23 protein-coding genes are annotated in these 25019 nt (G+C 62.8%); 13 read left to right on the forward strand and 10 right to left on the reverse strand.

The window, feature by feature from the left end:
- Nucleotides 1-46: 46 nt before the first annotated feature.
- Together O3297_RS01110 and O3297_RS01115 are read right to left on the reverse strand one after the other, a co-directional pair.
- Nucleotides 47-289: a hypothetical protein gene (locus O3297_RS01110; protein ID WP_034786348.1), complete on the reverse strand. Its 243-nt coding sequence runs from the start codon at nt 287-289 to the stop codon at nt 47-49.
- A gap of 169 nt (nt 290-458) precedes the next feature.
- Entirely contained in the window at nt 459-1106 is a 648-nt protein-coding gene (locus tag O3297_RS01115) for a glycine zipper 2TM domain-containing protein (protein ID WP_305047521.1), read from the reverse strand.
- A gap of 190 nt (nt 1107-1296) precedes the next feature.
- On the opposite strand from O3297_RS01115, the gene O3297_RS01120 reads away from it, so the two are divergent.
- On the forward strand, nt 1297-2073 hold the full coding sequence (locus tag O3297_RS01120; RefSeq protein ID WP_305047522.1) for a Crp/Fnr family transcriptional regulator: 777 nt from the start codon (nt 1297-1299) through the stop codon (nt 2071-2073).
- Between the two features lie 88 nt (nt 2074-2161).
- Here the strand turns inward: O3297_RS01120 and O3297_RS01125 are convergent, their stop codons facing one another.
- Nucleotides 2162-2380: a glycine zipper 2TM domain-containing protein gene (locus O3297_RS01125; protein WP_034758955.1), complete on the reverse strand. Its 219-nt coding sequence runs from the start codon at nt 2378-2380 to the stop codon at nt 2162-2164.
- Nucleotides 2381-2561: 181 nt separating this feature from the next.
- A complete protein-coding gene (locus O3297_RS01130; RefSeq protein ID WP_305047523.1) occupies nt 2562-4598 on the reverse strand; it encodes an AsmA family protein in 2037 nt (678 codons plus the stop codon).
- A 258-nt stretch (nt 4599-4856) separates the two neighbouring features.
- On the opposite strand from O3297_RS01130, the gene O3297_RS01135 reads away from it, so the two are divergent.
- The 7 genes from O3297_RS01135 to O3297_RS01165 all read left to right on the forward strand — a co-directional run bounded on the left by O3297_RS01135 (nt 4857) and on the right by O3297_RS01165 (nt 9333).
- Nucleotides 4857-5261 (forward strand): DUF4398 domain-containing protein, encoded by a 405-nt coding sequence (locus O3297_RS01135; RefSeq protein WP_070224911.1) that lies wholly within the window; start codon nt 4857-4859, stop codon nt 5259-5261.
- Nucleotides 5262-5293: 32 nt separating this feature from the next.
- Nucleotides 5294-6193 carry an OmpA family protein gene (locus O3297_RS01140; RefSeq protein ID WP_034786341.1) on the forward strand — a complete coding sequence of 300 codons (900 nt, stop codon included), beginning with the start codon at nt 5294-5296 and terminating at the stop codon, nt 6191-6193.
- Nucleotides 6194-6361: 168 nt separating this feature from the next.
- A complete protein-coding gene (locus tag O3297_RS01145; protein ID WP_370385375.1) occupies nt 6362-6922 on the forward strand; it encodes a ferritin-like domain-containing protein in 561 nt (186 codons plus the stop codon).
- A gap of 58 nt (nt 6923-6980) precedes the next feature.
- On the forward strand, nt 6981-7283 hold the full coding sequence (locus O3297_RS01150; RefSeq protein WP_034786336.1) for a YqjD family protein: 303 nt from the start codon (nt 6981-6983) through the stop codon (nt 7281-7283).
- An 18-nt stretch (nt 7284-7301) separates the two neighbouring features.
- A complete protein-coding gene (locus O3297_RS01155; protein WP_034758936.1) occupies nt 7302-7688 on the forward strand; it encodes a phage holin family protein in 387 nt (128 codons plus the stop codon).
- 21 nt (nt 7689-7709) lie between these two features.
- Complete coding sequence (locus O3297_RS01160; protein WP_034786335.1) at nt 7710-8048, forward strand: hypothetical protein; 339 nt, start codon at nt 7710-7712, stop codon at nt 8046-8048.
- Between the two features lie 130 nt (nt 8049-8178).
- Nucleotides 8179-9333, forward strand: a complete 1155-nt coding sequence (locus O3297_RS01165) for a patatin-like phospholipase family protein (RefSeq protein WP_305047524.1) — start codon at nt 8179-8181, stop codon at nt 9331-9333.
- Between the two features lie 28 nt (nt 9334-9361).
- On the opposite strand, the gene O3297_RS01170 is transcribed toward O3297_RS01165, so the two are convergent.
- The 3 genes from O3297_RS01170 to O3297_RS01180 form a co-directional block, all read right to left on the reverse strand.
- Complete coding sequence (locus tag O3297_RS01170; protein WP_305047525.1) at nt 9362-9664, reverse strand: hypothetical protein; 303 nt, start codon at nt 9662-9664, stop codon at nt 9362-9364.
- Nucleotides 9665-9708: 44 nt separating this feature from the next.
- A complete protein-coding gene (locus O3297_RS01175) occupies nt 9709-9861 on the reverse strand; it encodes a DUF3309 family protein (protein WP_010396415.1) in 153 nt (50 codons plus the stop codon).
- A gap of 67 nt (nt 9862-9928) precedes the next feature.
- On the reverse strand, nt 9929-10375 hold the full coding sequence (locus tag O3297_RS01180) for a glycine zipper 2TM domain-containing protein (RefSeq protein WP_034786328.1): 447 nt from the start codon (nt 10373-10375) through the stop codon (nt 9929-9931).
- Between the two features lie 266 nt (nt 10376-10641).
- Between O3297_RS01180 and O3297_RS01185 the strand changes: the two genes are divergently transcribed.
- From O3297_RS01185 to O3297_RS01195, 3 genes are all read left to right on the forward strand, one after another.
- Nucleotides 10642-11196: a hypothetical protein gene (locus O3297_RS01185; RefSeq protein WP_046682431.1), complete on the forward strand. Its 555-nt coding sequence runs from the start codon at nt 10642-10644 to the stop codon at nt 11194-11196.
- 82 nt (nt 11197-11278) lie between these two features.
- Nucleotides 11279-11590 (forward strand): BON domain-containing protein, encoded by a 312-nt coding sequence (locus tag O3297_RS01190; protein WP_034786324.1) that lies wholly within the window; start codon nt 11279-11281, stop codon nt 11588-11590.
- A 177-nt stretch (nt 11591-11767) separates the two neighbouring features.
- Complete coding sequence (locus O3297_RS01195; protein WP_305049580.1) at nt 11768-12859, forward strand: AI-2E family transporter; 1092 nt, start codon at nt 11768-11770, stop codon at nt 12857-12859.
- Between the two features lie 61 nt (nt 12860-12920).
- On the opposite strand, the gene O3297_RS01200 is transcribed toward O3297_RS01195, so the two are convergent.
- On the reverse strand, nt 12921-13868 hold the full coding sequence (locus tag O3297_RS01200; protein WP_070255091.1) for a YihY/virulence factor BrkB family protein: 948 nt from the start codon (nt 13866-13868) through the stop codon (nt 12921-12923).
- A 70-nt stretch (nt 13869-13938) separates the two neighbouring features.
- Nucleotides 13939-14964 carry an OmpA family protein gene (locus O3297_RS01205; protein WP_034786319.1) on the reverse strand — a complete coding sequence of 342 codons (1026 nt, stop codon included), beginning with the start codon at nt 14962-14964 and terminating at the stop codon, nt 13939-13941.
- A gap of 470 nt (nt 14965-15434) precedes the next feature.
- Here O3297_RS01205 and O3297_RS01210 point away from each other — a divergent pair, with 470 nt between their 5' ends.
- Together O3297_RS01210 and pbpC are read left to right on the forward strand one after the other, a co-directional pair.
- Nucleotides 15435-21185, forward strand: a complete 5751-nt coding sequence (locus O3297_RS01210) for an alpha-2-macroglobulin (RefSeq protein WP_305047526.1) — start codon at nt 15435-15437, stop codon at nt 21183-21185.
- Between the two features lie 17 nt (nt 21186-21202).
- Nucleotides 21203-23299, forward strand: a complete 2097-nt coding sequence (gene pbpC, locus O3297_RS01215) for a penicillin-binding protein 1C (protein WP_305049581.1) — start codon at nt 21203-21205, stop codon at nt 23297-23299.
- On the opposite strand, the gene O3297_RS01220 is transcribed toward pbpC, so the two are convergent.
- The gene (locus tag O3297_RS01220; protein WP_305047527.1) at nt 23300-24922 is read right to left on the reverse strand and encodes a DUF2875 family protein; all 1623 of its coding nucleotides are present in this window, start codon (nt 24920-24922) and stop codon (nt 23300-23302) included. It lies immediately after the preceding gene.
- Nucleotides 24923-25019: the final 97 nt, after the last annotated feature.

Below are 25019 nucleotides of genomic sequence, written 5' to 3' on the forward strand. Positions count from 1 at the left end.
ACTTTGTTTCCCTTGCGTTCTGTACGCTGTCGTACACAAGACTCAACTATCGTGAGCGGTCGGCGTGTTCATCGGCCATGCCCGGCACCCATGCCAGCATGCCGGCCATGCCGACGGCGCCGGCCAGGCAGCTGACCATGCCGCCCGTCAGCAGCAGCATGACGCCGAACACGGGGCCGCCCGCTTCGGGCGCCAGGTCCAGCGCGCAGAAGCCCAGCGCGGTGGCCAGCAAGCCGCCGCCAATAAAGCCCAGCCAGATCCTGTTGCTGCCTGCCTTGTCGTCTTGCATGGCTACTCCTTGATGACGTTTCGTTGAACTTTCCTGAATGCATCATCTCGCGGGACGGCAAGCTCATCTGTACGCCAACGAACATTGCTAAAAAGAAAACGCCCGGACAGGCCGGGCGTGTGTTGAATTTGCAACTTATTGCAGCGGCGGCAGCGCTGCGGTCCATGCCTTAGCCGATGGCGCGCAAGCCGCCGTTGACGACGCGCACGCGGTCGCCCTGGCGCCAGTTTGGCGCGGCGCTCTGGTGCACGGTGCGCGTCTTGCCGTTATCGAGGCGCACGACGATGTTGTAGCTGCGCGTGGCGCGCACGCTGCCTTCGATCTGGTTGCCGGCCACGGCGCCGCCGACGGCGCCCAGCACGGTGGCCAGTTGCTTGCCGTGGCCGCCGCCCACCTGGTTGCCCAGCAAGCCGCCGACGACGGCGCCGCCAGCCGCGCCCACGCCGCTGCCTTCGGCGCGTGTATTGACTTCATGGATGGCTTCGATCACGCCGCAATTAGCGCACACCTGCGGCGCCGGGGCTGCCGCGTATTGTTGCTGCGGTTGCTGCGGTTGCGGCTGGCGCACTGGCTGCTGCTGCTGTGGCGGCAGGGCGGCCAGCGGCTGCGCGCTGGCCGGTTGCAAGTTTGCTGGCGGCTGGTTTGCCTGCAGGTTGGCCATTTGTTCGGCCGAGGTGCTGGCCGCCAGTGGCTGGCTATCGCCCTGGGACGAAGGCAGCCAGCCCATCAGGGCAGCCGTGCCGACGCCGCAAAACAGCAGGACGGCGACGGCGGCGGCAAGCACCAGCGGATGGAGGGATTTGGTGGTGGTAGTCATGGAAGGCTCCTTGGTTATTTTAAATAAAGGGTGCTGCGTGTTCTGTTTGTTGATGCTTGTTCTGTGCGTGTATTGCCAGTGTGCTGTGCCGCTTGCTCCGCTTCCGTGCGTCACCGTACATACAGGGCCGGTACTGCACCGTAGGCTAAGTAAAAATTATGTCGAGTTGTAACGACACCAAGGAAAAGCAATGCCACCAACGACTGCCAGCATGACCCTGTCCCGCGATACAGGCCGATCCGGCCTGGGTTCGCCCGCGGGCGCGCTTGACGCCGGCAACCGCCTGCTGGCCAGCCTGCCCGAGCACGACTTGCGGCACCTGACGGCGCTGTTCGATACCGTCACGGTCGAGGTGGGCGAGGTGCTGTACGAACCGGGCCAGCCTATCGGCCACATCTATTTCCCTGGCGATTGCCTGATCTCGCTGCTGGCCGTGGCGGAAGGCCGTATGACCTTGGAAGTGGGCTCCGTCGGCCGCGAGGGCGTCCTGGGCGCGTCCGTCGCGCTCGGTCATGACCTGGCGCAAGTGCGTGCCGTGGTGCAGCGTTCCGGTACGGCCAGCCGCATCGGGCGGGCCGAGTTCTGCGCCGAGTTCGCCCAGCTCGAGTCTCTGCAGCGTTTGCTGTACCGCTACACGGACACCCTGCTGGCGCAAGCCATCCAGATTGCCGTGTGCAGCCGCTTCCACGTGCTCGAGGCGCGCCTGGCCCGTTCGCTGCTGATCACGCGCGACCGCCTGCAGTCGGAAAAATTTCACCTCACGCATGAATTTCTTGCCCACACCCTGGGCGTGCGGCGGGTCGGCGTGACCAAGGCGGCCAGCGCGCTGCAACAGCAAAAACTCATCACCTACAGCCGCGGCAATATCGAGATCCTCGATTCGGCGGGGCTGGAAGCCGTGTCCTGCCGCTGCTACGAGCTGGTCAAAGATAGCGGCGCCATCGGCATGGCCAACGTCTTCGTCTGATTCTTCCTGCTGGCGTTCATCCTTCTGCAGCAGACGCAAAAAAGCGGGGCGGGCGCCTGGGCACCCACCCCGCTTTCTCGATCAATAATTACTTCGGCTTGACTTGGTTGCCGATCACGCCGCCGACTGCGGCGCCGCCGACTGCGCCGACGGCGCTGCCGCCCGTCAGCACGGAGCCGGCAACGGCGCCGACACCAGCGCCGATGGCCGTGTTTTTATCCTGGCCGGACATGTTGGCGCAAGCGGTCAAGCTCAGCAGCAGGGCGGCAACGGAAGTGGTAGCGGCGATTTTTTTAATGATTTGCATGATAGTTCTCCTATGAATTCGGACCTCGTGGCGCCGGCATGGTATGGGCCGGTGAGACTTCGTATCGCCACGTCTTGGGTGTTTCAGGCACGATTACAGAATAGGATTGTGGCAAGGCAGGGTCTGTTCGGCAACGCACATAGGGGTGTAACAATTGTAATCGTGCACGGCTACGTGTGACTTACCGGTTTTTGCGCGGCGCCTTGCCAGGTTTCGGCGCCACCGGTTTCACGCGCGCCTGGGCCAGCAGTGCCGCGCATTCGCTGTCCTCGACGGGGCCGGTATTGACCAGCGGCAGCAGCGCCGCCACGGGCGCCACCACGGCCAGCGCCAGGGCGCCGCCGGCGCGCAGGGCCAGCACGCCCTTGTCGACGCTCACGTCGGGCTTGCTGAAGGTGCCGTGCACATACAGGGGCGAGCGCAGCGAAAAGATGCGCAAGCCCTTGCTGTCCGGCCGCAGGGTCAGGTCCAGCCGTTCATCGGCCAGGTTCACCGTGCCGTCGATATTCAGGACGGCGTCATCTGTGTCCACGATGAACTGGCGCGTGCGCATCAATCCCTTGGTGACGGCGAAATCGGCGGCCATGCAGTTCAGCCTGACCTGTTTGTCGCCCGCCAGTTTGGCCAGCACGACACTGCCGATATTCAAGCCCATTTCTTCCAGCAGCAGTTTGCTGATGCTGCCACGGTTGATCAGCGCGCGCACTTCGCCGTTCGAGCTGCCCAGCAGGGTGGCGACGGAATTGCCCGTCGCCGACAGCGAGGCGTCGCCATTGATTTCGCCCACGCTCGCTTGCAGGGCCGGCAGGCGGGGAAACAGCTGCTGGATGTGCAGATGGCGGGCGCTGGCCTTGAGCTCTGCCGCGATGCCATTGGCGATGACCTTGCCGCTGCCGTCGAGCTTGATTTGCGACGTCAGGGTGCCGCCCGCCACGTTGAAGTTGAGCGGCGTCAAGGACAGCACGCCGTCCGTCAGCACCACATGCGTGTCGAGCTTGCTGATCGGCAGTTCGGCATCGCGCGTGATCTTGTCGGCCGTGTAGCGCACGTCGGCGTCCAGGCTGGTCCAGCGCTCCGTCTTGAAGGTTTCCACCGGCAAGACCCGGCCGGCCGGCTGCGTCGATGGCACGCCCCGTTCCTTCTTGCTGGCGCTGGAATCGGCGCCCACCAGCGGACCCAAATCGGAAAATTGCAGCAGGCGCGAGTGGACTTCACCCGTCAGGCGCTTGCGCGGCGTGCTGGCGGAAAAGGCCAGCTTGCCTTGGACGTCGCTGGAGCCCACCTTGCCGCTGAACTTGTCGTACACCCACTCGCCGCCGCGGGGCGCCAGGATCGCCGTCAAATGGCCTTCCGTGCTGAAGTGCGGCGTCTCCGGCAACAGCACGCCCGTCAATGGATACAGGCGCGCCATGCTGGGTCCGGATAGCTTCAGGCGCACGTCGAGCGCGGCCAGGTTGGCCGGGCGCGTCAGGGTGCCTTCGATGGCCACGCTGCTGCCGCCCGCGCGCATGTCTGCCTGGATGGGGAAGGGCGTGCCCTGCTGCTGCAGCGACAGTACGCCGCCGGCCTTGCCGCCACCCTTGATGCTTTCTCCATGGTATTTGCCGGACAAGGTCCAGGCGATGCCGTAGCGCGCATCGTCCGCGATGGTGTCGACATCGGCGCGCATCGCCGTTTTGCTGACGCCATCGTCCAGGTACACGGTGCCCTTGCTGAAGACCACGCTTTGCAATTCCAGCTGCCAAGGCGACGGCTGGTCCTGCTTGTCGAAGGTCCAGTTGTTCTTGCCATCCTTGTTGCGCAGCAAGCGCACCTGCGGCGTGTCGAAGCGCAATTGCGGGATGATGATTTTCTTGTCGAGCAGGGCCAGCGGATTGAGCGAGAACGCCAGCTGGCTGACGCTGGCCAGCTGCGCCTGGCCATCCGTGTCCGTCATGGCGCTCGGGTTGCCCAGGCGCACGTCCTTTGCCTGCAGGTGCGGCCAGGGCAGATAGTCGCGCCAGGTTTTTTGCCCGCCAGCCGTTGGCTGCTGCCACGTCAGCGCCAGGTCGCCCTCGATGGCAAACGGCCTTCCCAATGCATCGCTGACGCGCGCATTGAGCCAGGGCTTGGCGCGGTTCCAGTCCATGTTTAACACGATGATGGAAGCCGTGACGGGCAGGGCGATGAGCACGGCGGTGCTGGCGAGGGCGATTTTCTGACGGCGGGAGAGCGGCATAAGCTGATTCTTTCTGGACAAGTAGTTGCGATGCTACAGGAATCGCTTCAAAGCCGGGCCTGTTTCAGGTTTTGCTGGCGGGCACGTGCGCTGGCGCACGTTGCCCATGCAAGTATTGTCGATTTCTTACCCTATGTGCGGCACCGAACGGATATGCGGGGAGCCGGAGCCTATAACGTCATACATCAAACGCAGTTCCTGATTCCAGATCCACCGACGTATAAACCCTATTGCTTAACATTCTCCAGGAGAAGAAAAATGACAAACCGAGATTTCAAGATTTCCCCACTGGCCGCCTTGGCCGCCTGCGCCACCGCCGTCGTTCTTATGACGGGCTGCTCCAGCCTGAAAACGCCTGCCACGGCCGATGTCGCCGTGTCGCGCGCCGCCGTCGATAACGCTGCCAGCGCCGGTGCCGCCGACCTGGCTCCCGATGAAATGCGTTCGGCCCGCGAAAAAATGCGCATGGCTAACCAGGCCTTGAAAGACCGCGACTACAAGACGGCGCGCGACCTGGCGGACCAGGCGCAAGCCGATGCCAAGCTGGCGCAAAGCAAGGCCAACTCGGCCAAGGCCACCAGCGCCGCCGATGAAATCAACGAGAACATCCGCGTCATGCGCGAAGAGCTCGACCGTGCCAATCAGCAAGCCCCAAAACAATAACTAACAACAATAACCGACAACAGGACCCCATCATGAAAAAAGCTACCTACACTACCATTCCCGGCCTGCTGGCCATGGCCGCTCTGGTTGCCGCCTGCAGCTCCGCACCGACCACCACCAGCCTGCTCGACCAGACCCGCGGCGACTACATGGCGGCGCAATCGAACCCGATCGTGTCGACCTATGCGCCACGCGAATTCCGCGAAGCGAGCGCTGCGCTGGAAGCGGCAAACGCGGCCGCCACGCGCCAGGAAGATAGTGAAAAAGTCGACAAGCTGGCCTACCTGGCCAAGCAAAAGATAGCCACGGCGCAAGAAGTCGCCAAGCAGAAGGCCGCTGAAGCCGATATCGCCAACGCCGGCAAGCAGCGCGACCAGTTGCGCCTCGATGCGCGCACGCAGCAGGCGGACCAGGCCACGGCCCGCGCCCAGTCGGCGCAGGCGGATGCGGAAGCGGCCAAGGCCCAGGCGCAAGCGGCCGAAGCGTCGGCCCGCGATGCGCAAGCGCGCGCCGCCGGACTCGAAGCGCAGCTGGCCGACCTGGCCGCCAAGAAAACGGAACGCGGCATGGTGATCACCCTGGGTGACGTGCTGTTTGGCACGGACAAGGCGAACCTGACGGCCGATGGCGCGAATACGGCGCGCAAGCTGGCTGATGTGCTGAAAAACAACCCGCAGCGCACCGTGCTGATCGAAGGCTTTACGGATAGCACGGGCGGCTCCGCGCACAACCTGGAATTGTCGCAACGCCGCGCGGAATCCGTGCGCAATGCGCTGCTGGAGCAAGGCATCAGCCGTGACCGCATCGCCACGAAAGGCTATGGCGCCGCCTATCCGGCCGCCGGCAACGACACGGCGTCGAACCGCCAGCTGAATCGCCGGGTGGAAATCGTCTTGTCCGAGGACAACACGGCGATTCCCGCCCGCCGCTAAAACACCAGGCCAAACCTGCTGCGCGTCGCGACTTGCGGCCTCCGATGCTCACTGTGCTCTAGCACAGCTCCGCTTCTCGGCCACAATTCACTGCCGCTCGCTACGGTTTTGCCTAGTGTTTGATTTGTTAGTAGGCAGCACCGGCCAAAGCTTGGCCGGTGGATACCCATGCAAGACTTGAAAGGAAACATCATGACCCAAACATCTGTTGAGATTCCAGCTGGCATCGATACGGCAGCCATCCGCGCTGCCGCCAAAAACCTGGACGATGGCGCCGTGACGGCCGGCTACCAGGCCGACCGCCAGGAGTTGATTACCCTGTTGAATGGGGCGCTGGCCACCGAACTGGTGTGTATTGCGCGCTACAAGCGCCATTACTACACGGTGAGTGGACGCGACAACGGCACCATCAAGGCCGAGTTCCTTGAACATGCGCAGCAGGAGCAGGAGCACGCCGACTGGCTGGCTGAACGCATCGTGCAATTGAATGGCAAGCCAGATTTTAATCCTGCAACATTGCTTGCGCGTAGCCATGCCGAGTATGATGACTCCGAAGATGTGCAGAGCATGGTGCGTGCCAATCTGATCGCGGAACGGGTAGCGATCGAGTCGTATCGCCAGATGATCGTGAAAATCGGCGACAAAGACCCGACCACACGCCATTTGTTGATCAAGATCATGGCTGTCGAGGAAGAGCACGCCGATGATATGCGCGATCTAATGGAATAGTGTTTTTGAGTAAAGTAGGTATAGTAACTACATTCATCCACAGCTAAGGAGCTAAACCATGTTGGAAAACAATATCACCACCGTCAATAACGATGTCAAAACCTTGGTCAAGGATGCGCAAGCCCTGTTCAGCGCCGCTGCCGCCCTGACCGGCGAAAAAGCCGATGAAGTGCGCGTCAAGGGCATGAAAACCCTGGATGCCGCCCTGGCCAAGGCGCATGAAGCGCAAGCGTCGGCCATCGTTGCCACCAAGCAGCTCGCCTCCCAGGCTGACGGCTATGTCAAGGAAAACCCATGGCGCACGGTGGCCGTCGCCGCTGGCGTCGGCGTACTGGTCGGCTTCATCCTGGGCCGCAAGTAATCCACTGTCAGGAGCGATATGGACAAGTCTGCTTCGTCTCACCAGGGGCCGGGATTGATCGGCTCGGTCGCCGGCCTGGCCAAAAACGCCGTCGGACTGATGTTGTCGCGGCTGGAACTGGCCACCATCGAACTGTCGGAAGTGCGCAATCACATGCTGCAGCTGATTGTCATTTTCGCGCTGGCGACCGTGGCGGGCTTGTTTGCCATCGCTTACGGCAGCGTGCTGATCGTCTTTCTGGCCTGGGATAGCCTGGGCTGGAAGATCCTGGCGATCATGACGGTCGTGTTCGTACTGCTGGCCATCGCCCTGGTCATGTATGCGCGCGCCATGCTGCGTCAAGGAAAGCTGTCCATGCCGGCCACCATGGCGGAATTGAAGGCTGACCGCGACATGCTGATGTAAGCTGCATTACGAGGAGAATTCATGTCGGACAACGACAAACTGGCGGCGCAAGCCGCCCGCAAGCGCCTGCTGATCGCCCAGGGCGAAATGTACCGCGTGGGCATCGTGCATGCGCGCGCCAACGTGGGCTATGCGCTGCGCCCGGAATCGATGCTGCAGGGCGTGGTCGAAACGGCGGTCGGCTTTGCCGGCCACCGTGTCGAATCCCTGCTGGCGCCGGGCGGCATGCGCCTGCAAGGCGCCATGCCCTACGTGCTTACGGCGTTATCGTTTATCGGACGCAAGAAGCTGGTCAAGCCGGCCCTGGTCCTCGTGGCCGTGGCCGCCGTTGCCGCCAGCTGGCTGCGCCGCAAGCGCTGAAGCTGCAATTGCCCTGAACGCCGTCATCGACGGCGTTTTTTTTTGCCCGTACCCAACGTCCGGCACGTGCAGGCGCAATCCCTTACAATGATTCACGCCGCACCCGCGCGGCGGACAGAGGGCTATCTTGATGACGAATTCGAAGACACCGATCAATCAGTTAAATCCTTCGCGCCTGCGCATCGTGCTGGTGCTGCAAGGCGGCGGCGCACTGGGCGCCTACCAGGCCGGCGTCTACCACGCGCTGCACGAACATGGCCTGGCGCCCGACTGGGTGGTGGGCACCTCGATCGGCGCCATCAATGCCGCCATTCTGGCGGGTAACAAGCACGAAGACCGGCTCGTGCGTCTGAAGGAATTCTGGCAGCGCGTGGCGCACCGCGACAGCATCGACATGAACCTGGTATCGGACCAGCAGCGCCGCTCGAACATCTGGCTGGCCACGCTCGATACGCTGCTGCGCGGCGTGCCCGGCTTCTTCAAGCCGCGCGCCTTCAGCCTGTTTTCCGCCGGAATCGCCGTCAAGCCGGAAGAGGCCAGTTTTTATGACACCAGCGAGCTGTCCAGCACTCTCGAGGAACTGGTCGATTTCGATTACCTGAACCAGCCCGGCGGCATGCGCCTGACGGTCAACGCCCTGCGCGTCAAATGCGGCAGCCTCACCAGTTTCGACAGCCAGCAGCAGCCCCTGACGGCGGACCATATCCGCGCCAGCGGCGCCTTGCCGCCCGGCTTTGCCGGCGTGCGCGTGGATGGCGATTTATATTGGGACGGTGGCCTGTACTCGAACACGCCGCTGGAAACCGTGCTCGACGATACGCCCCACGTCGACACCCTCGTCTTCATGGTCGACCTGTGGAGCTCGGAAGGACCGGAACCGACCACCCTCGACGAAGTGCAGACTCGGCAAAAGGACGTGACCTTCGCGTCGCGCTCGAAGCGGCATATCGCCGATTACGTCAATACGCATACCTTGCAGCGCAAATTGCGCGAACTGTACGCCGGCCTGCCCGATACCAAGCACAACCGTCAGCAGACGGAAGAGCTGGTGGCGCTCGGTTGCGACAGCACCATGCACATCGTGCGCCTGCCGTATGCGGGGCGCGACTGGCACATGGCGGCCAAGGATATCAATTTTTCCCGGGGCTCCATCGAGTGGCGCTGGGAGCAGGGCTACCAGGATGGCTTGCGCGCGATCAAGGCGGCCGGCTGGCTGGCCTTTGTCACGGAAGATACGCCACTCGTGGTGCACGAATTACCCCCTTACGAGCGCGAAGTCGCCTGATCAGGCGACGTCGCAAGAGTACGCTTCACTACTGCGGATGGGCCGCTTCGCGCAGTTTTTCCGCGTTGGCCATGTCTTGCCGATACGTGTCCTGCGCATCCTTCAGGCAGGTGGCGCGCGCGGCGGATGGTTCCGAACGGCAGGCTTTTTTCGCCTCGGCCAGGGCGGCGGCGATTTCCTTGCGCAGGGTGCGCAGCTGGGCTTGCGCCGTGCTGTCTTCCTGGTACCAGCGTTGCGGGGCGCCCGGCTGCGGCGTGGCCGTCTGGGCCAGTGCCATTGGCGCCAGGCTGCAGGCGAACAGGGTGGCCAGCAGTGTGTTGTGGATAGTCATGATAGTTCCTCCTTGAAATAAAAAAGGCGCCGCAGCGCCTTTTTTTACAACCTGCCCGTCAGTAATAGCAGGATCAGTATCACTACGACCAGGCCGGCGATGCCGCTGGGGCCGTAACCCCAGTTGCGGCTATGCGGCCAGGTAGGCAGGACGCCGACCAGGGCCAGGATCAAGATGATCAGAATGATGGTGCCCATGGCAACTCCTTGTTATCGTATGACTCATGCGGGATGGCGGCTGCCTGTTGGCAAGCTCCGCCGAAAATTAATAGCGGTAGACGCGGCCGTCAACGACGCGCACGCGGTTGCCCGGGCGCAGATCATTCGCGTTGTCCTGCACCACGGTGCGGTATTCGCCGTTGTCGAGGCGTACGCTGATCTGGTAGGCCTGCGCTTGCTGCCTGCGGCCTTCCACCTGGTTGCCCACGACGCCGCCGGCGACGGCGCCCGCCACGGTGGCGGCCGTGCGTCCGCCGCCCGAGCCGATGGTATTGCCCAGCAGTGCGCCGGCGATGCCGCCGACCACGGCGCCCGCGCCGCTGGTTTGTCCGCCGCCCTGCACGATCTGGATGGAGTCGACGGTGCCGTACATGGCGGATTCAGGCTGGTTGGCCGGGTAATATTGTTGTGACTGGGAAGGACCGGTGGCGCAACCGCTCAGTGCGGCGGTGGCGGCGAGCATCAGTGCAGCCAAGGTGGCGTTGGTTTTCATTTTATTCTCCTGACGAGGTGAGGGTGTAGTGCCATCTTAGTCATGCCCCTGTTTCCGGTCTGTACGCTGCCGCACGTACTTATTTGGTGCCGAAAATGGTATTTTTTACCGGAACGATCCAGCAAAACGTTGTTATTTATCCCTGTCTGCCTTCCGCTTTCAAAATAAATTACTTGTGTACGGCAGCGTACAGAAGAGAGTCGGCGATCCACGTAAAACGGTAGTCATGCCAAGCAGACATGCTTGTCACTACCAGGGAGAAATACATGAACAAGAATAAGCTTTTCACCGCCATCGTTGTCAGCCTGGCGTGCGCCGCCTGGGGCGGCCAGGCCGTGGCTGCCACGCCGGAAGCGAAAGCAGCCTACAAGGCGGCCAATGAACAGGCGGGCCTGAATTACAAGCTGGCCCATGCCGAATGCGAAAAAATCACGGGCAACCCGAAGGATGTCTGCATCGCCGAAGCAAAGGCCGTGCGCACCTACGATGAAGCTGTGGCCCAGGCGCAATACACGAATACCCTGCGCGCCTACACCAAGGCGCGCATCAAGATTGCCGATGCCAATTACGACGTCGACCTGGCGCGCTGCAATGCGCTGACGGGCAACGACAAGGATGTCTGCGTCAAGCTGGCCAAGTCCACCAAGGTGGCGGCCCTGGCCGATGCCAAGGCAGACAAGAAAGTCATCGAAGCGCGCAGCGATGCGCGTGAAGCAAAAAGAAAAGCCGAGTACAAGGTCGCGACAGAAAAATGCGATGCATTAGCCGGCGCAGCCAAGGATGACTGTATCAAGGCTGCAAAAACCCAGTTCGGTTACTGAGCTCCCTCCGGCGCGCAGTCACCAAACTGGTATAAGAAGCTCATTGTGAGCACATTGATTGACCACTCCTAAGGAAAAAACCATGAAATTCACCAAATCTATCGCTACTGGCCTTTTCGTCGCTTCCCTGTTCGCTGTTGCAGGTTGCGCTTCGACCCCAACCAAGGAAGGCACGGGCGAGTACATCGACGACGCCGCCATCACCACCAAAGTGAAAGCCAGCATCTTCAACGAGCCTACCCTGAAATCGACGGAAATCAACGTTGAAACCTTCAAGGGTGTGGTTCAGCTGAGCGGCTTCGTGGCCCAGCCAGCCGATGCCGCGAAAGCGGGTGAAATCACCCGTGGCGTCAAGGGCGTGAAGTCCGTGAAAAACGACATCCGCGTCAAGTAATGGCCTGACCTGCCGCAGCGGCCAGCCTCAGGGCTGGCCCTGCGGCCCTCCACCGACCGTCGCGGGAATCGCATGCATATCCAGCCTACAGATACCCCGCCCGAGCCGGTGGCGGCTGCCTCCACCGAGCCTGCCGGGCCACCTCCCGGCGCGCCCGCGGAGCAGCCAGATTCATCCTTGCGTTTGCCGCTGCATGTCAATGCGCGTGGCATGGCGCTGGGCATCATCGCCACCGTCAGCTTCATTTATGCGCTGCAGTGGGCACAGAAATTCCTCATTCCCGTCATCTTCGGCATTTTCATCGCCTACACCCTCAATCCCGTCGTCGCCTGGCTGGAAAAGCTGCGCCTGCGGCGCGCCATCGGCGCCACGGCCGTGACGGCCCTAATCCTGTTCGGCTCCATCGTCGTGGTCGAGCGCGTGCAGGGCGAATTCGAATCCATCGTTGAAGAATTGCCGGCCGCCACGCATAAGCTGTCGCGCCTGATCGCCGCCAGTACGGGCGGCAAGAACAGCACCTTCCAGAAGATGCAGGCCGTGGCCAATGAAATCGAGCAAGTGGCTGCCGGCGCCGAAGCGCGCCGCAACAACCGCCGCGCGGCCGCCGCCGAGGCGCCCAACTTCAAGATCATGGACTGGATCTGGGCCGGCTCGCTGGGCTTGGTGGGCTTCCTCAGCCAGGCCACCATGGTCATCTTCCTCGTGTTTTTCCTGCTGCTGTCGGGCGATACCTTCAAGCGCAAGCTCGTCAAGCTGACGGGGCCGTCGCTGAGCCGCAAGAAGGTCACAGTGCACATCCTGGAAGACATCAATACGTCGATCCAGAACTATATGTTCATGCTGCTCGTCACGAATGGCTTGCTGGCGGTCCTGATGTGGATCGCCCTGCGCGTGATCGGCCTGGAAAACGCGGGCGCCTGGGCCATCGTGGCCGGCTTGCTGCACATCATGCCGTATTTTGGCCCCTTGCTCATCACCATCGCCACGGGCCTCGTTGCCTTCCTGCAGTTCGAATCGCTGGAAATGGTCTTGCTGGTGACGGGCACGTCGATGGCCATCGCCACCCTGGTGGGCACCTTTGTCACCACCTGGATGACGGGGCGCATCGCCCGGATGAATCCCACGGCCGTGTTCATCAGCCTGCTGTTCTGGGGCTGGCTGTGGGGCGTCTGGGGCTTGCTGCTGGGCGTGCCCATCATCGTCATCGTGAAGGTCGTGGCCGAGCGTGTGCAGGGCATGGAAGTGGTGGCCGAGCTGCTGGGCGAATAGCTTGCGGCAACGTAAAGAAAACGGCGCCCGCGGGCGCCGTTGTTGCATGCAGATGTATCTCTTACGACTGGTGGCGTTTCAGTATCTTGACTTGCACATCGCCATCGTCCGTCTTCGGCATATCCTTCATGCTGCCCAGCTGCAGGGCGAACTGGCGCGTGAATTCGGCGCCCAGGAAGAAGATTTGCGCTGAATAATATACCCACAGCAGCAGGGCCACCAGCGAACCGGCCGCGCCATAGCTGCTGGCCACGCCGCTATTGCCGATATACACACCAATGGCATATTTCCCCAGTGAAAACATGAAGGCCGTGCCGATGGCGCCGATCAGCACGTCGCGCCAGGACAGGCGCACGCGCGGCAGCATTTTATAGATGACGGCAAACAGGCTGGCGATGACGGCAAAGCCGATCAGGTTCGACAGGATGGTAAACAGCACGGCCGTGTCCTTCCACACGCCTTCCCAGAAGTTGGCGAGGATGGCCATGGCCGCGTTGACCACCAGCGACACCATCAGCAGGAAGGCCAGCACCAGCACCAGGCCGAAGGACAGCAGGCGCGTGCGCAGCATGTCCCAGGCGCCTGCTTCCTTCAGCGGCGGTACTTGCCAGATTTCATCAAGGCTGGCTTTCAGTTCGGCAAATACGCTGGTGGCGCCGAACAGCAGCAGGGCGCTGGCGATGAGGGTGGCAATGCGTCCCTGCTCATGGTTCTTCGCGCCGGCCAGCACCAGCTGGATGGCTTCGGCGCCCTGTGTGCCCAGCAATCCCTGCAGTTGCCCCATCAGTTCGCCGCGCGCGGCGGCCGGGCCATAGAAAAAGCCGGCGATGGCAATCACCAGCACGAGGATGGGGGCGATGGAAAACAGGGTGTAATAGGCGAGGGCCGCGCCCTTGCTCGAGGCGCGGTGTTCCAGCCATTCGGTGACGGAACAGACGATGACACTGCGCATCTGCTTGCTGAACGGCGCCAGGCCGGCCAGTCTGGGGTAGCGGGTAGAAATATTCATGGTGGCTTTCAATGCAAAAAAGGGGCGCGAGCCCCTTTTTTTATTCACAAGTGGCGTACCACTGTTGAGCTTACTGCACGCGGCGTTCGATGGTGATTTGTTCCACTTCAACGCGGCGGTTTGGTTCCAGGCACTTGATCAGGTCGGCACGCTTCTTGTTATCGCAGGTGACGACAGGATTGGTGGAACCCTTGCCTTCGGCCGTCAGGCGGTTGGCGGCGACACCGTGGGCGACCAGGTATTCCTTGACTGCATCAGCGCGCTGCTGCGACAGTTTCAGGTTGTACTTGGCCGAACCGATGCGGTCGGCATAACCACTGATGACGACGTTGTTGACGTCCGGCGCTGCGTTCAGCACGCGGGCGATTTCGTCAAGCTTGGTCTGTGTCGGGCCCAGCTTGGCGCTGTCGAACGCGAACAGTTCCGTTGCTGCCATCGTCACTTTTTCAAAGCGTGCTGGCGGTGGCGGCGGTGGTGGCGGCACGACCACGACGACTTCTTCACGCACTGGCGGCGGTGGCGGTGGTGGTGGCGGTGCAGGTGGTTTGTCGAACGCGAAGTTCAGGCCCACGGTGACGTAGTAGTTGTTGGCCTTGCTGCTCGGGTCGAACGTATTGCCGCGCAGGAAGCCGTGCACGTTGCGCACGTCAGCCTGGAACGACAGTTGATCGTTGATCGTGGACTGGAAGCCCAGACCGACGCTGGCGTACGGCGAGCTCTTTTTGCGTTCGCCAAAAGCAAAGCTGGTGTCCTTGTCGCGCTGCATGCCGGCACCGACCAGCAGGAAGGGGCGGAAGGCTTTACGCGAGAACATGTACAGACCGTCTACGCCCAGCGTATTTTGCTGGTAGCGTTGTTGGCCATCCTTGGAGCGGGCATACGTGGTGCCCAGCTGGATATCCCAGTCCTGGGAAACAGGTTTACCGAAACGCAAGCCTGCGCCATACCCGGTTTTATCCGTAGCGAAGTCGGAATCTGGCTTGAGGGCGTTGAGGCTAGGTTGAATGTACCAGGAAGGATTGATTTCCTGGGCCTGTGCGCCGAGGGCGGAGCACAGTACTGCGGCGGCAACGGCGATTTTTTTTAGATTATTCACAAGTAACTCCCAACGTTGATAAGAGATTTTCTCTAATGCATCAATGCGACAACTGCCAGACATGCTCTGCTAGAGATGGACAACAATTCCAGGTGCGCTTTCTTGCGATAAATGCACTGCTGTTGGAGTAGAGAATACGGTTGCAGGTTCACGTGGTCGGTGCGTTAGCGCACAAAGCATTGTTGTATATCAATGGTGTTGCAGATTCACGACAACTACTTCGGTGTTGAAAAAAACTAATTCGCCTCCGGAAAATTTTGCAATCACGGCCATATCCTGGCGCCGTAACTGGAGGCAATCGTACGACTTGTTACCAGCATGCCACTGTATATTAGCAACAATGATGAGCTTGATAACTAATATTACATTGATGTTGTATTCCTGCCGCGTTCTGTTGTTTTTCCGGGCTTCTCTCGGGCAACTATCGTGCGCCGCAGTCAGCTCCGCCACTTTTCATCAAGGAGTTACCCGTGCCTGACCACCCCCGTGCTGTTTCTTCCCCGCTGTCCGGCAAATTGGCCCCGCTGGGTCTGCTGGCTGTGCTGCTGTCGCTGGGCATGGCTATGCCGGCCTGGGCAGACAGCGGCGTGTCCCTGTTTTCACCGAGCGGCACGGTCAAGGCCGTGCGCCAGGTACGGGCCCAGTTCTCCACGCCGATGGTGCCGTTCGGCGACATGGGCTTGCCCGCGCCGTTCGCCATCGATTGCGGCAAGGCCGAACCTGCCGTCGTGGCGGGCGCGGGGCGCTGGGCCGACGAGCGCAACTGGAACTACGATTTCGAGCGCGACTTGCCGGCCGGCGTGGCGTGCAGTTTTAGCTTGAAAGCGGGGCTGAAGGACCAGGCAGGCAAGCCCTTGCAGGGCACTAGCGCCTACCGCTTTTCCACGGGCGGCCCGGCCATCGTCGAGGCCGTGCCGTATGACGGCCAGCCGTATATCGATGAAAACCAGATATTCGTGCTGGGCCTCGACGCCGTGCCGAACGACGCCAGCGTGGCCGCCAACGCGTATTGCCGCGCCGATGGCATCAATGAAAAGATTCCCGTGCGGCAGCTTGTGGGCAAGGAACTGGAGCAGGTACTGACCCTGCGCAAGAGTTTTCTCGACCGCTACCTGACCGTGTATTTCAAGAAGCGGGGCACGCTGTGGAAAGTGGGCATGCCCGTCGCCAGCAAGGGTGCGCCGCCGCTGCCTGTGACCGTGTTGCAATGCAAGCGCAGTTTTCCCGCCAACGCCAAGGTGTCGCTCGTGTGGGGCGAGGGCATCGCCAGCGCCAGCGGCATCGCCACGGACAAGGCGCAAACGCTGCAGTTCAAGACGCGTCCCGATTTCACGGCCAAGTTCAGCTGCGAGCGCAGCAATCCGAAGGAACAGTGCATTCCCTTCCTGCCCATGCGCGTGCAGTTTTCCGCGCCCGTGAGCGCGGCGCAGGTACGCGCCATGACCCTGAAAGGCGGCGGCAAGACGTATGCGCCGACGATTGCAAAAGAAGAAGAAAAGGCGGAATTCCTGTATGGCGCCACCTTCAATGGCCCGTTTCCCGTGCAGGCCAGTTTCGTGCTGGCCCTGCCGCCGAAGCTGACGGATGACGCGGGCCGCGCCTTGCTCAACCGCGCGCGCTTCCCCATGACGGTGCGCACGGGCGAACACCCGCCGCTGCTGAAGTTCCCGGCCCCGTTCGGCATCATCGAAGCCAAGGGCGATGGCTTGCTGCCCGTCACCGTGCGCAATATCGAGCCTGTGCTCTCCGGCAAGGAGGTCGCCCAGCCATCCGCTGCCGCCACGGGCGCCACCTTGCGCGTGCCTGACAATGACGACAAGTTCATCATCGAGTGGATGCGGCGCCTGGCCGGCAATGGCGATGGGGGCGAATACTGGCAGCCATATGCGCAATATGCGGGCAACATGAGTAAATCCGTGCTGGCCGACGCTGCCGGCACGCGCCCCATCAGCTTGCCTCGTCCGGACGGCAAGAAAACCTTTGAAGTGATCGGCATCCCGCTGCAGAAACCGGGCTTTTATGTGGTCGAGCTGGCCAGCCCCATCCTCGGCAAGGCCTTGCTGGGCAAACCGACGGCGGCCTATATCCGCACGGCCGCGCTGGTGACGAATCTGGCGGCCCACTTCAAGCATGGCGCGCAATCGTCGCTCGTGTGGGTGACGTCGCTGGACAAGGGCGCGCCTGTCGCGAAGGCGCAAGTGGCCGTGCGCGACTGCGCCGGCAAGCTGCTGTGGCAAGGCGCCACGGGCGCGGACGGCGTGGCGCACATCCCCGGCGAGCTGGCCAATTCCTCGTGCAAGAACAATGGCCGCTACTTTATCAGTGCGCGCAGCGGCGGCGACATGACGTTCACCCTGTCGGACTGGGTGGGCGGCATCGAAGCCTGGCGTTTCAATTTGCCCACGGACGACACGCGCGCCGACAACACCTTGCTGGCCACGGTATTCGACCGCACCTTGCTGCGCGCCGGCGAAACCGTGCACATGAAGCATTTCATCCGCAAGCACACGGGCGAAGGCATGAGCCTGGTCGACAAGAACAACGGCCCCGGCAGCGCCACCTCCATCGTCATCACGCACCTGGGCAGCGACCAGAACTACCAGTTGCCCCTGCGCTGGTCCGCCAGCGGCACGGCGGAAAGCGACTGGCTCATTCCCGCCGACGCCAAGCAGGGCGAATACAGCGTGACGATGGCGGGCCGCCCGTCCGGCAGTTTCCGTGTGGAAGCGTTCCGCGTGCCGACCATGAAGGCCGTGCTGCAGGGACCGAAGGCGCCCGCCGTGCAGGCGAAGCAGCTGGCCCTCGATGCGCAAATCACGTATCTGGCCGGCGGCGCCGCCACGAATGCGCCCGTCAAGCTGCGCACGGTGCTGCAAGACAAGAGTGTTTCCTTTGCCGACTATCCCGAATACAGCTTCAGCAATGGCGACGTGAAGGAAGGGCTCGTCAAGCAGGGCACAGGTTACGACGACGATGAAGGCGAGTGGCAGGACGAGGGCCATGGCGCGGCCGGCGCCGGCGCGGCGGCCGCGCGCACGCAAAGCTTGACCCTGGACAAGGCGGGCGGCGCGCGCATCGTCATCGACCAGCTGCCGCAGCTGTCCACGCCGCACGACCTGGTGGCGGAAATGGCTTTCCAGGATGCGAATGGCGAGACGGCCTCCGTGGCGACAAGAGTGCCGCTGTGGCCATCGAACGTCGTGATCGGCATCAAGCCCGATGCCTGGGCCTTGAGCAAGGATGCCTTCAAATTCACGGTGGCCGTGCTCGGTACCAATGGCAAGCCGGTGGCGAACGCCCCGGTCGCCGTCGACTTTTTCCAGCGCAACAGCTATTCGCACCGCCGGCGCCTGATCGGGGGCTTCTATGCATATGAAAACAGCAGCGAAGTGGTCAGGCTGGGCCCGGCATGCTCGGGCAAGACGGACGCCAAGGGCCTGTTGATGTGCGACGTGAAGGCGCCCGCCAGCGGCAATCTGATTTTGCGCGCCAGCACACAGGATACGTCCGGCAACGCGGCGGTGGCCAACCGCGAAACCTGGGTGGCCGGCAGCGGCGACTGGTGGTTCAACGCCAGCGACAATGACCGCATCGACGTCTTGCCGGAAAAGAAACGCTATGAACCGGGCCAGGAAGCGAGCCTGCAAGTGCGCATGCCCTTCCGCTCGGGCACGGCCCTGATCACGGTCGAGCGCGAAGGCATCCTCGACACCTATGTGCGCCAGCTCAATGGGCGGGAACCGGTGGTGACTATCCCGGTCAAACCGAACTATGCACCGAATGTGTATGTCTCCGTGTTTGTCGTGCGGGGCAGGGTCGATGGCGTGCAGCCGACGGCCCTGGTCGACCTGGGCAAGCCCGCCTACAAGATGGGCATTGCACCGCTGAACGTGGGTTGGCAGGCGCATGAACTGAACGTCATGGTGGTGTCCGACAAGGAAGTATATAAAACACGCGACAAGGCGGAAGTGTCCGTGCGCGTGCGCCGCGCCGATGGCAAACCGCTGCCGGCTGGCGCCGAAGTGGCGCTGGCAGCCGTCGACACGGGCTTGCTGGAACTGATGCCCAACGATAGCTGGAAGTTGCTCGACACCATGATGGCGCAGCGCAGCCTGCAGGTGGAAACGGCGACGGCGCAGATGCAGGTGATCGGCAAGCGTCACTTCGGCCGCAAGGCTTTCCCGGCCGGCGGTGGCGGTGGCAAGGGGGCCAGCCGCGAGCTGTTCGACACCCTGCTGTTCTGGAAGGGCACAGTCAAGCTCGACGCCAAGGGCGAAGCGACGGTGCAAGTGCCGCTGAACGACTCGCTGACGGCGTTTCGCATCGTCGCCATCGCCAGCGCCGGCAAGGAATTGTTTGGCACGGGCAGTACGGATATCCGCAGCTCGCAAGACTTGATCCTGATGTCGGGCTTGCCGACCCTCGTGCGCGAAGGCGACCAGTTGCGCGCGGGATTTACCGTGCGCAACACCTCGGCCGCATCCTTGAGCGTGGACCTCAACGCCAGCGCGGCCGGCAAAGCCTTGCCGCGCCAGAGCTTGACCCTGGCGGCGGGCGAAGCGCGCGAAACGGGCTGGGATTACCAGGCGCCGCTCGGCGCGACCAGCATTGTGTGGGAGATAGTCGCCAAGGCGGGCAGCCATACCGATAAACTCAAAATCACGCAAAAGGTGGGCCAGGCCACGCCCGTGCGCACGTATCAAGCCACCTTGCAGCAGATCGACAAGCCCATCAATATGTCCGTGCAGATGCCGGCCGGCGCCTTGCCGGGCCGGGGCGGCATCCAGACCAGCTTTGTCGCCAGGCTGGGCAGCGAGCTGCCCGGCGTGCGCGAGTACATGGCGGCCTATCCGTACACGTGCTTCGAGCAAAACACGTCGAAGGCCATCGCCCTGCAAGACCAGGATGCGTGGAACAAGCTGGCCGCCAGCCTGCCCGCCTACCTGGACAGCGACGGCCTGCTGAAATACTTCCCCATCATGGAGCAGGGCAGTGACAGCCTGACAGCGTATGTGCTGTCGGCAACGAAAGAGGCGGGCTATGCGATTCCCGAACAGACGAAGAACCGCATGGAAGCAGCCTTGACGGCCTTCGTGCAGGGCCGCATCGTGCGCCGTTCCGCGCTGGATACGACCGACCTGGCCGTGCGCAAGCTGGCCGCGCTGGAAGCGCTGTCGCGTTCGAACAAGGTGCCGCCCGATGCGCTGGAAAGCATCAGCATCAGCCCGAACCTGTGGCCGACGTCCGCCGTCATCGACTGGAGCTTGTTGCTGCAACGCACGCCAAGCCTGGCGCGCCGCGATGTTCTGCTGGCCGAGGCGCAGCAGATATTGCGCGCGCGACTGAATTTCCAGGGCACGACCATGGGCTTTTCCACCGAGCGCAAGGATAACTGGTGGTGGCTGATGGTCTCCGGCGACGTCAATGCCAACCGGCTGCTGCTGGCCGTGATGGACAATCCGGCGTGGAAGGACGACATCGGCCGTCTTGTGCGCGGCAGCATGGGCCGCCAGAAGAAGGGCCGCTGGGATACGACGGTGGCCAACGCCTGGGGCACCCTGGCGATCGCCAAGTTCTCGGCCAAGTTCGAAGCCACGCCCGTGACGGGCGCCAGCGCCGTCAAGCTGGGCAGCGATACGCAAGCGCTCGTGTGGAATGGCGCGGCGAAGGTCGGCCCCGTGCTGCAAGCGTGGCCGAAGGGCACGGACACCCTGGGCCTGGCGCACAGCGGCACGGGCAAGCCTTGGGCCACCGTGCAAAGCCTGGCGGCCATCCCGCTCAAGGCGCCCGTCTCCAGCGGCTACACGATCAAGAAAACCATTTTGCCGGTGGAACAGAAGACGGCGGGCGCCTGGTCGCGCGGCGACGTCTACCGCGTGCGCCTGGACCTGTCCGCGCAGGCGGACATGAGCTGGGTGGTGGTCGACGACCCGATTCCCGCCAGCGCCACGGTGCTGGGCAATGGCCTGGGGCGCGATTCGCAGCTGCTCACGGCGGGCGAAAAATCCACGGGCTGGGTCTGGCCCACGTTCGAAGAGCGGGCGTTCGACGCTTTCCGCGCGTATTACGCCTTCGTGCCAAAGGGTAACTGGAGCGTGGAATACACGGTGCGCCTGAACAATGCAGGGGATTTCAGCCTGCCGGCCACGCGCATCGAAGCCATGTATTCGCCCGAGATGTTTGGCGAGTCGCCGAACGCGAATGTGAAGGTGGCGCAGTGAAAGGGTTTGTTTTACTGATGGGCGGCTTGCTGGCCGGCCCGGTCTTCGCTGAAGCGATATTGACGCCGGCCCAGGTGCAGGCCGCGTACCGCAGTTCGGAAGCGCAGCTGCTGGACCGCAGCGGCGCGCCGCTGCAATCCTTGCGCGTGGACATGAAGGTGCGCCGCTTGCCGTGGGTGCCGCTGGCCGACATCTCTCCCGCCGTGCAGCAGGCCGTGCTGCTGGCGGAAGACCAGCGCTTCATGCGGCATGGCGGCGTGGATGTGTCCGCGCTGGCCACGGCCGCCTGGGACAATCTGTTTTCCAAGAAACCTCGGGGTGCTTCGACCATCACCATGCAACTGGCAGGCCAGCTGGACGCGGACTTGCAGGCGTCTTCGGGCGGACGCAGCCTGCGCCAGAAATGGGACCAGATGCGTGCGGCCCAGGCTATCGAGGATAGCTGGAGCAAGGCGCAGATTTTCGAAGCGTATTTGAACCTCGTATCGTTCCGTGGCGAATTGCAGGGCATCGCCTCCGCCTCGTACAGCCTGTTCGGCAAGGCGCCGTCGGGCCTGAACCAGACGGACGGCATCATTTTGGCCAGCCTCGTGCGGGCGCCGAATGCGCCGCCGGCCGCCGTCACGCGCCGCGCCTGTGCGCTGGCGAAGGAATGGCGCATGGACAGCAGTTGCCAGCTGATCGGCCAGCGCGTGCAGACGGCCTTGCAGCGTAACGCCCTGTATGCGGAGCTGGCGCCGGCGCCGCAAGTGGCGCAGCAACTGTTGAAACAGCCGGGCGCGCAAGTCGCCAGCACCCTGGACGGCCCCTTGCAGCGTTTTGCGCAGGAAAACCTGCGCCAGCAACTGGCGTCCTTGCGCGAGCGCAATGTCAACGATGGCGCCATCATCGTGCTCGACAACCGCAGCGGCGACATTCTCGCCTATGTAGGCAATGCGGGCGGCAGCCATGTCGATGGTGTGGCGGCCCTGCGCCAGGCCGGTTCCACCTTGAAACCGTTCTTGTATGAACTGGCCATCGAGCGCCGGCTGATGACGGCCGCGTCCGTCATGGACGACTCGCCGCTGGACGTCGCCACGGCGTCCGGCATGTATGCGCCGCAAAACTATGACCGCAATTTCAAAGGGTATGTCAGCGCCCGCACCAGCCTGGCCAGTTCCCTCAACATTCCCGCCGTGCGCACGGTGTTGCTGACGGGGCAGGATGGCTTTTATAACCGCCTCAAGGACGTGGGCCTGTCCAGCCTGACGGAACCGGCCGAATACTACGGCCCCTCGCTGGCGCTGGGTTCGTCCGAAGTAAGCCTGCTGGAACTGGCCAACGCCTACCGCGCGCTGGCCAATGGCGGGCTGTACAGCACGGCCAGCCTGCAGCCGGGCCATGCGGGCAAGGACCGGCGCCGCGTGATGGAGCCGGGCGCTGCCTTCATCGTCGGCGACATCCTGGCCGACCGCGCCGCGCGCAGCATGACCTTTGGCTTGCGCAACGAGCTGGGGACGAATTTCTGGAGCGCCGTCAAGACGGGCACGAGCAAGGACATGCGCGACAACTGGTGCATGGGCTACTCGGCGCGCTACACGGTGGGCGTGTGGGTGGGCAACTTCGACGGCAAGCCCATGTGGGACGTGTCGGGCGTGACGGGCGCCGCGCCCGTGTGGCGCGACGTGATGGATTACCTGCACAAGAACGTGCCCAGCCATGCGCCGAAAGCGCCGCCCGGCGTATTGCAGCAGATGGTGGCGTACCAGCCCGCACTGGAATCGCCGCGCCGCGAATGGTTTATCGCAGGCACGGAAAGCCCCGTCATCGCCGTATTGGGCGACACCGTGAAGCCACCCGCCATCGTGTATCCGGCCGAGGACAGCATCCTCGCCATCGATCCCGACATCCCGCCCGCCTTGCAGCGCGTGTTTTTCCAGGCCCAGGGCAGCCACGCCTTGCGCTGGGTGCTCGATGGCAAGGACATGGGCGCGGCGCTTGACAGCATCAGCTGGCGCCCCGTGCCGGGCAAGCATGCGCTGGCGCTCGTCGACGGCGCCGGCAAGACGGTGGCGCAGGTGGCGTTCCAGGTGCGGGGCAATGCGCTGGCGCAGCTTGCCGCACAGGGCAAATAATCAGTTCGATGGATAATTCGCCGGGTCGATGGCTGGCGTGACGTAGTGCCGCAATACATCGCCGCCGTGCGGATGCTTTTGCGTGCGGCGTTTTTCTTCCGATGGCGGGCTGACCAGCACGATGGTCGCTTCGTCCGGATTGCGCAGGTTTACCACGGCGCTGATCCCCCCATCGCGGTAGCTGCCCATCACGCCGATGGCCATCTGCACGAACAGGGAGGCCGCGCCCGTGTTGCCCAGTCGCTGATCCGTGTCGATCCACTGCGCCGTGTTGCCGCTGTCGAGTTCCGTGCCGCCATCTTCCGCATGTTTCAGCAAGGTCTTGTGCAGCGCCACCAGCTGCGCCTGATTGCCGCCCGTGGCGGCGACCAGGCGTGCCGGTGCGGCGGGACGCTCGGCTTCCGGCAAGCTGCGCAAGGCTTCCTGCCAGCCCGCCTGCAATGCCTGTTCGCGCTGGTCCTTGCGCGTCAAGGGTTTGCCATCCTTGTCGAGCATCCTGACGAACGTGGGCCTGTGGATGAAGCCGAAGGTGGGCAGGCGGTCCAGCTGCGCCAGTTGCTCCTTGTTGAACGGCAAGGGAAACCAGGGCGTGGGTTGCCAGTCTTTCGGTGGGTGATAGGTCTTGTGCTGGAGCTTGTCGAGCATGCTGAAGCTGCCCGTGCCGCGGATGTCGGAGCGCTGCGCAAATTGCGCGGCGACGGGGAGCCATTCGGCGATCGTGGGCTGGCGCCGGGTGGTGGCTGCCGGATCGCTTTCCAGACGCTCCTGGGGCACGGTGCCCATCAAGTCATAGTAGGCCAGATACAGGCGCCGCGCCACGCCGTAGGTATTCAAGTCATCGACGCTATCCTCGGGCGGTGCATCGTCGTAGGCGAACTTTCGCACGGCATCGATGCGTTCGCGCCGGGCCAGTACGAACAGGGCCGAGGCGTCGGGCATTTCGGGGATGTAATAGCCGTCCTTGAGCAGTTCAGGTGTTGTGGGAAGGCGATTAATATCGCGTGACTCTATGCCATCATGCGAATTCAGGATGATGTATGGCACGTCGGGATTCGCATCGAAAAATGCGAAAACATCTTCCAGAATATGCTCGGGGTGCTCGTCGAAGCGTCGCGCCCCTGCCACAAACAAATGCCAGTGCATGCCGGAGGAGGAGGCGCTGCCCGCCAGGCCCATGATGGGGGAATGTGGAGTATCTTGCAGCGCCGGATCGGCAATGGGACCTTCGGCGTTAAATATGGGCACGGCAAAATACATCGGCGTGTTCAGTGCGCCATTTTCCAGGGAGTCACCTGCACGTCCCCCACTGGTGCCAGCTTTGTCCAGGCTACTCCATGGATATTTCTTCCTATCTTGTTCACGGATGCTGGCATAGGCGTTACCCTGCTGCAGCGCTTCCCACAGCTTGCCCTGGCGATACTTGTCCAGGGTGACGCCGAGACCGATGACTTCCAGGATATATTCGCGCTTTTCCTGTTCGCTGGGCGCAGCCTGCTGCACTTGCGGCTTTGCGGCTGCCACGGGCTTCGACGAGTGCAGCCAGCGCGAACCGAGTAATGTGGCCGCGACGATGGGCGGGATCAGCAACAGCCATTGCAGGTGCTTCCATATATTGCTGCTCATCGTAGGCTCCAGTAAGAAGGGTGATGGGCTGATCAACAAGGATCCAAGCAGTGCCAGCGCGATGAAGGCTGCACCGAGCGGATATCGCAAGCGTGGA

The organism is Janthinobacterium sp. SUN128, assembly GCF_030587275.1.
Classification (GTDB): domain Bacteria; phylum Pseudomonadota; class Gammaproteobacteria; order Burkholderiales; family Burkholderiaceae_D; genus Janthinobacterium; species Janthinobacterium lividum.